Annotated in this window: 5 protein-coding genes and 1 pseudogene; 2 read left to right on the top strand and 4 right to left on the bottom strand. The window is 36.0% G+C overall.

Features of this window, described 5'->3' with window-relative positions; genetic code table 11:
* Positions 1-767: 767 nt before the first annotated feature.
* Entirely contained in the window at positions 768-1106 is a 339-nt protein-coding gene (locus tag ABID39_RS06525) for a hypothetical protein (RefSeq protein WP_354187174.1), read from the top strand.
* A gap of 1234 nt (positions 1107-2340) precedes the next feature.
* Here ABID39_RS06525 and ABID39_RS06520 read toward each other — a convergent pair.
* Together ABID39_RS06520 and ABID39_RS06515 are read right to left on the bottom strand one after the other, a co-directional pair.
* Positions 2341-2538 (bottom strand): hypothetical protein, encoded by a 198-nt coding sequence (locus ABID39_RS06520; RefSeq protein ID WP_354187172.1) that lies wholly within the window; start codon positions 2536-2538, stop codon positions 2341-2343.
* A gap of 794 nt (positions 2539-3332) precedes the next feature.
* A complete protein-coding gene (locus ABID39_RS06515) occupies positions 3333-4664 on the bottom strand; it encodes an NAD(P)H-dependent oxidoreductase (RefSeq protein WP_354187170.1) in 1332 nt (443 codons plus the stop codon).
* Positions 4665-4828: 164 nt separating this feature from the next.
* Here ABID39_RS06515 and ABID39_RS06510 point away from each other — a divergent pair, with 164 nt between their 5' ends.
* Entirely contained in the window at positions 4829-5308 is a 480-nt protein-coding gene (locus ABID39_RS06510; RefSeq protein ID WP_354187168.1) for a MaoC family dehydratase, read from the top strand.
* Between the two features lie 6 nt (positions 5309-5314).
* Here ABID39_RS06510 and ABID39_RS06505 read toward each other — a convergent pair.
* Positions 5315-5975, bottom strand: a pseudogene (locus tag ABID39_RS06505) (methionine ABC transporter permease).
* The gene (locus tag ABID39_RS06500) at positions 5968-7002 is read right to left on the bottom strand and encodes a methionine ABC transporter ATP-binding protein (RefSeq protein ID WP_354187166.1); all 1035 of its coding nucleotides are present in this window, start codon (positions 7000-7002) and stop codon (positions 5968-5970) included. The pseudogene ABID39_RS06505 and the gene ABID39_RS06500 overlap by 8 nt, the downstream one beginning before the upstream one ends.
* Positions 7003-7014: the final 12 nt, after the last annotated feature.

Below are 7014 nucleotides of genomic sequence, written 5' to 3'. Positions count from 1 at the left end.
TCTAGGCTTCTAGGCTTCTAGGCTTCTAGGCTTCTAGGCTTCTAGGCTTCTAGGCTTCTAGGCTTCTAGGCTTCTAGGCTTCTAGGCTTCTAGGCTTCTAGGCATGAGTATAAATATGCCAAAAGGATCTAAATATTCATCAACCAATTTTCTTTTGACAGTGTGTTTAAAAATTTAAAATTCATGAGAAAAAAACACATTAGATAAAGTTATGTTATTGGGAAGAGGGTGCTTGACTCGTAATATGGTAAAAAATCCGGATGAATACATAATATAATGATTAATAGCGATGATTAAGAGTATAAATCCTTTGGGTTTTTATGTGATCCAATCATTTGGATGATAGACTGGTCGATTGATTTTACAAAGAATGGTACGATTATTGAAGAATAAGAACATTTTTTCATTTTAGATAGTCTTACATTTATCAAAAATAACAAAATATTAGAGATGAAGAAAATCATGAAACAATGCTGGTATAGGGTCTTTACTTTTTATGTATAACAATTTCATGATATTATCATAATGATATATTGGTTTGTTATGTATTAAGTACTTTTTAAAGTTTATATAAATCATGTTATTGTATATTTAATAGATAGAATTCATTTTTATATTATAAATATTTTATATGTTTTTATGTATTTACATTAATATCATAACGTGTTATACATCATCACACATAATAAAATATATTCATCGTGATTTTTATAACTATAAATATTCTTTTATTTTTTCAGTAAAGAAAAAGAGGAGCAAAGAAAGCTATGTTTAAAGTATTTAGAAATCGTTTGTGTCCATATATATTTACAGCATTTATTCTTTATTTGGCGCAGACTATAGAGAGTTATGCGGGTATTGTGCAAGCGCAATTTCAAGAGAGAGGAGCTGTTGTTGCGCTAGAAAAAAATACAATGATGCCGACGGTAGATATAGCTGTTGTTCGTGATATAGAGAGGAAAGATGGGTTAGCTTTTGTAAAAAGTGGAAAAGCATCTTTATTTACATTAGTTTGGGATACTGTAAGTGTTATCTCATTATTGGCTTCTCTTGCAACAGGGAGTATCCTTGGTGGTGTCATATCTTTTGTAGGATTGTTGTTGTAAATCTAAAAGAAGAGAGCTTTTTGTTTTATCAGAGTATTTTACCCTTCGTTTCGTTCTTTGGAGCGATCAGCATCAGGAGTGGTCTATACGACGTTAGGTCGTGATCATTCTTGATGAGCTGGCGATAGCTTCTAGAACGATACAGATGTTCTTATTACTGAAATGGGGAACCATTCTCGTTGTGGCAGGATATAAAATTTTAAGGGAGAAAAACAGTCTCTCTTTTCATCATCACCTTTAAATTCGGTGTTGTGATTTTCAAAACTATCCAAAGCAATATTTTTGAAAGAATGGGTATTTCGCAAAGAATGGAGATTTCGCATTGCCTCACGCTTTTGTTTAGAGCATTTTTAAATGGGATTACGCTCTTCATGCAAAACACAATGCTATTGTGTGCATATCATAGGTTTGTTTAAAGAAACATTTTTTCAGGCTCAAAAGATTATTTTGCGATGGTGTGTGTGAATAGTATAATGCAAAGTCCACTATACACAGCTACCTTTACTAAGATGCAAATCAACATCATTATTCACTTTGCTAGCTTACCATTTATTTGCTTACTTTCAATGTTACAACAGTCCTTGCACTCAGACGGTTCATAAGAGGTATTTTTGTTCTTATTTCAAGTAATTTTTACTTAATTTCTTCCTGTAATGTGCAAGAAAATAGTTGTGATTGATTTAAGATAAATAGATTTTAAGTGAGAGAATCTTATAATAATCTGAGTTTTTATTGAATACAAAAAATAGTAAATTATCATTATAAATCAATATGACAACATAATAAATAAATGCATTGTTTCTTGAAAGATTATTCTTGTTATAGAGAATGATTACTTTTATAAATCTTACTTACTTCTATAGCTTAAGTGACTATAGTCCTTATGAAAACGTGTTGTTTTCTCTATTACCTCGTTTTACTTAGACAACATTAGATCCTCCCTTGTATTGAATGTTTGTTTACCGCGTCGCTTAGGGGCATAAGACACTCTTTAGAAGATCATGATTTTGCAGACACGTAAAGGAGGATAAAACAAGGTGTTATAGTTGTGGAGCAAAGATTATTTTAGGCGTTCTGTAAGAGGGATTTTTCGATCTTAAGAACCAAGACTTGTTCGTCCTTTCCTGCAACGCGGGGGCTGATCTCACGATTTTGGTGAGCGTACAGAGAGAGAGTTTGAGAGGTGGTAGCCTCTCATTTTGTATTATGTATGAATGGAGTGAATTCTAGTTTTTTATTGAAAGAGTATAAGATCATAATCAGGAGGAGCTAAACGTAATATGAGCGCATCATAAGACCAACTAACATATGCAGATAACAAAGAAAAAATGGTTCCACCAACTATCATTAGCACTTCAAAAGCTACGGATGTTCTTTCTGGTATTCCTTCGCGATATTGTAAGAGGAGGCCGTAAATAAATAAGAAGACCATTAATGCACAACCTCCTGCGGGAAGATTTGCAATGAAAATGATTGGTTTACGACAGATTAGAAGTAAGAGGAAAAGCATACGTGTAAAAAAGCTTTGTTTATAAGGACGTGTTTTTGAGAAACATATTGTTTTTCTTCTTGGGTATTTAATTTGTTAGCGGTGTTCATATTCCCTTCCGATTTACTTTTTGATAGTTATATTCAAGTTTTAGGTGCAAATCTATTTTCTTTTGTGAGAACTATTAAATCACTTCGTCTAAAATAAATAGATCATTCACATCGAATAGAGGGACCCTTTGTGCGAGAATGATCTGTTCATACTTTTTTCATTGTTTGAGGGGTTTTGTGCAGATAAATTAAAAGATCTTTACTGAAAACTAAAACTTTCTGTTTCGTTCATATCTGCTGTTTCTAAAGTTTTGCTTGATGCTTTAACTTTCAGAGTCATCTTATTACATTACATGCTTTTGAGATATTTTGGGAAATTCTTATATTTTTGCAGCATGGTTTGCAAAATAAAATTTAAAAACTATAATATTTGGTGGACTAAAATGGTGTTTAGGTTTTCTCAACGAATTGGTAAAAGAGCGTAAGAGACAGATTTATTGTTTTCTTAAATGATTTTGATCCATACGTTAATTCTATTTTTGAAGTGCAAATGAATGGCTTTTCTTGATCCATTTTAAGAAAGTTTGAACTTTCTCAATATTGCGTACTGAAATTCTTATTCATCTTGTGAAGTAATAAACAACATTTATAAACCATCTGTTGCTTTGAAAGGTAATAAGAGCTTTCTCATGCGTTTGTGGTGGGATGATTCAGTAAGAGGTCTTGTTGGGCGCGAAGGCGTGCAATCCATTGATCTTCCCGAATAGCGGCGTTATGTATTGTAATAAGCTCATTTTTTTTAATTTCAGCTGTTACTGTTGCTTTTTCCAGAAGACCACAAGGAATAGCTTGCTGGGTGCGTGCTTCTTCATGGCTCATGATCCAAGCACGATAAGTATAAAGTCCAATGAAATCTAACTGATCACCAGGGTATAAATTTTTCTTAGCAACAGCACAGACTTCCGCTACGGGTTGGTTAAGAGGTGCCATATCTTTTTTGCCATAGAGCATAACTCGTGCACAGGTTAGGGGAACTTCCATGGCTGTTAAATGATAGGGACGATGAAAAGTGAAGTAAGGCCCTTTCCCAATTTTTAAATCTTCCATACGTTCGCGCAGACGTGGATGTGTTATCTCCACAATGGCAAAAACACCTGGTGAAACTCCTGGACCTGTTGAATAATCCACAACCCCACACTGCTTTAAAAGACCACCATCCTGTTTTGGAATAAGTACTTTGCTTAAATCTTGAAGCGATGCTTGTGGTCCATGCATTCCTGGGCGATCGGGGAGAAGCCCAGTTGCATTGGCAATTGCTGCCATTTCAACCATCGTTTTAGAACCATCAATGAATTCCACCAACATGCGAACATTCATGTTCCGTCGTAATGCTTCCTCTTCGTAAGCATCAGGTGTTGCATCAAAGATAAGAGGATTATTTTTTCCCTTCCCTGCTGCAACAATCTTGTGTCCAAGGGCTGAAACAAATTCAATGAGTTCCATACAGGAAGTCGGTTCATCGCCAGCGCCAAGTGTATAAATGAGACCTCGTTTGTCTGCTTCATGTTTCAGATAAATGCCAATTGTAACGTCTGTTTCAACATTCATCATGACAAGATGTTTGTTGTTTTCAAGCGCTTTAAAACCAATTTCTGCTCCAATTTCAGGATAACCTGTTGCATCAACGATAATATCAATTTGTTCATGGCATAAGACAAGATTAATATCGCTTGTGGTTGCAATTAAACCTTTTTCAATGGTTTTTGTGAGAGCATGAGTACTTTCAACTTCACATACATGTCCATCTTCACCGTAGGCTAATAGAGCAGCCTCAAAAACTCGAGATGGTGTTCGAGTCGCAACGGCTGCAATTATTATGCCATCCATTTGTGCGACGCTTGATAGTAAATCTGTCCCCATTTCACCACAGCCAATGAGTCCAATACGGATAGGTGGGTGGTTTTCTGCGCGTTTCTTCAAATCACGCGCTAAACCTGTTAGGCTTACATTGCTTGCCATTATTTTTTCTCATTTGAAAATTACCCTTTTGAAAAGGTGTCTCTCATTTATAAAGCGCGTTTGCTTTTAAGACAATTTGTCTTTATTCTTGTTGCTCTAATCAATGAGCTTTATAAAAGCAAGAGGGTATACATGCTTTTATCAAATAAAACAGGAATAGCATTGTGCAGAAAAAAATAGCAGTACAAGATGTAACCAATTTTATTGGGAAAGAAGTAGGGGTGTCTCAATGGCGTCTTGTTACACAGGATATGATTAATCAATTCGCATACGCAACAGATGATCACCAATGGATACATGTAGATGAGGAAAGGGCTAAAAAAACGCCTTTTGGCGGGACTATTGCTCATGGTTTTTTAACATTATCACTTTTGTCTACTTTGGCTTATGAGGCTCTTCCAGAGTTGGAAGGTACAATAATGGGGATTAATTATGGTTTTGATAAAGTGCGCTTTATGAGCCCTGTGAAAACAGGTGTGCAGGTGCGTGCTCGGTTTATTTTAAATGATGCTGAGATTCGTTCTTCTGGTCGGGTCGTTTTTCATTATGGTGTTACCGTGGAAATCGAACAGTTTAAAAAACCAGCTCTCACCGCTCAATGGCTTATTGTTGCAATGGTTGGTGAGAAATCTGCAAATTTCTAAAGTGTTTTAACGTTTTGTTTTATCTAATTTTCTCACAATTTTATCAGAAGTCCACTGGGTTACAACATTAAGAACAATCAAAAGAATGATAACACATGTCATGATGGAAGTGTTATAACGCTGATAACCATAGCGGATCGCCATATCGCCTAGATCACCCCCACCGAGATATCCAGCAAGTGAAGTGGTTCCAATAAGAGAAATAACCATAACTGTAAAACCCGTGATGAGGCTAGGAAGTGCTTCGGGAATAAGAACATGTCTGACAATTTGAAGACGGCTTGCTCCCATGGAACGGACAGCTTCAATGAGACCTCTCTCAACTGTTTTAAAAGAGAGTTCTGCCATTCGTGCATAAAAAGGAATAGCTGAAATGGTAAGTATAAAGATTACCGCAGGCATTCCTATTCCTCTTCCTACAACTATACGCGTAAGAGGGAGAAGGTAAAATGCGAGAATAATAAAAGGAATAGCATGAATACTATCAATGATAATACTCAAAGGGCGATTGATAAGATATGAGGCAAAAATCCCTCCACGTGCAGTTGTGTAAAGTAGAAGACCAAGAGGAAGTCCTATAATAAGTGCCACCAAAGAAGCACTTATTGTCATCAATATTGTATCGATAACAGCCGTTGGGGAGTTCATGAGCAAGGACATTAAACATAACCTAAAACCTCACAATATCGACCTTTTTCCGTTAACCACTGAATAGCTTTTTCTAAAGCTTCTTTATCTTGGCTAGGAAGCCCTAAAAATAATCGTCCGATCGTTTCGCCTTGAACTGTATCAATGCCACCATGAAGAATACGTGCTCTTAAACCGGTTTCATCTTCCAGAATATGGAGAAAAGGTTGTTGGGCAGTTTCGCCTGCAATATTGATTTCAATAAGTGCTTCTTGACCTATTGGTTTAAGATTTTTCGCAAACTTTTCAGGAAGTTGTGGAGTAACAAGTTTAAGCATAGCAATGGTTGTATCATCTTGCGGTGATGTAAAAATATCTTTTACCTGTCCTTCTTCCACGATACGACCCTGATTGAGGACAACAACACGATGCGCAATGGTGCGCACAACTTCCATTTCATGAGTAATGAGAACAATGGTAAGATTGAGACGATGATTAATATCGGCAAGAAGTTCTAGAATAGATTGTGTTGTTTCAGGATCAAGAGCAGAAGTAGCTTCATCTGATAACAATATTTTAGGATTAGCTGCTAGAGAACGCGCAATTCCAACACGTTGTTTTTGTCCTCCTGATAATTCTGCTGGATAACAGTATTCTTTCCCGCATAATCCGACCAATTCAATGAGTTCAAGGGCTCGTTTATAGCGTTGTTTTTTATGTAGACCTGTTAGCTTCAGTGGTAATGCAATGTTATCAAGAATATTTTTTGATGATAAAAGATTGAAATGTTGAAAAATCATTCCGATACGTTGGCGATAAGGCGCCCATTCTGTCTCTGACAGATTCGAAATATCCACGCCTTCAAAGAAAATAGATCCTGAATCAATTTTTTCTAATCCATTTAAACAACGAATAAGCGTTGATTTTCCTGCTCCACTCCGTCCAATAATGCCAAGGATTTCTCCAGCATGGATACGCAAAGATAAATTGTCAACTGCTGGAATACCAGATGTTTTATTAAAACAACGGCTGACGTTTTTTAAGGAGATAAGAGCGTTTTTTTCCATTCATAATGACCA

It is taken from the genome of Bartonella japonica (assembly GCF_040545385.1).
Lineage (GTDB): Bacteria > Pseudomonadota > Alphaproteobacteria > Rhizobiales > Rhizobiaceae > Bartonella > Bartonella japonica.
Note: the sequence above shows the minus strand (reverse complement) of the source record. Positions and strands in the feature narration are given on the sequence as shown.

What these genes read in the sequence shown, in the direction of transcription:
- ABID39_RS06525 (WP_354187174.1), top strand. Translation starts at nt 768, where the DNA reads ATGTTTAAAGTATTTAGAAATCGTTTGTGTCCATATATATTTACAGCA.
- ABID39_RS06520 (WP_354187172.1), bottom strand. Translation starts at nt 2,538, where the DNA reads ATGGTCTTCTTATTTATTTACGGCCTCCTCTTACAATATCGCGAAGGA.
- ABID39_RS06515 (WP_354187170.1), bottom strand. Translation starts at nt 4,664, where the DNA reads ATGGCAAGCAATGTAAGCCTAACAGGTTTAGCGCGTGATTTGAAGAAA.
- ABID39_RS06500 (WP_354187166.1), bottom strand. Translation starts at nt 7,002, where the DNA reads ATGGAAAAAAACGCTCTTATCTCCTTAAAAAACGTCAGCCGTTGTTTT.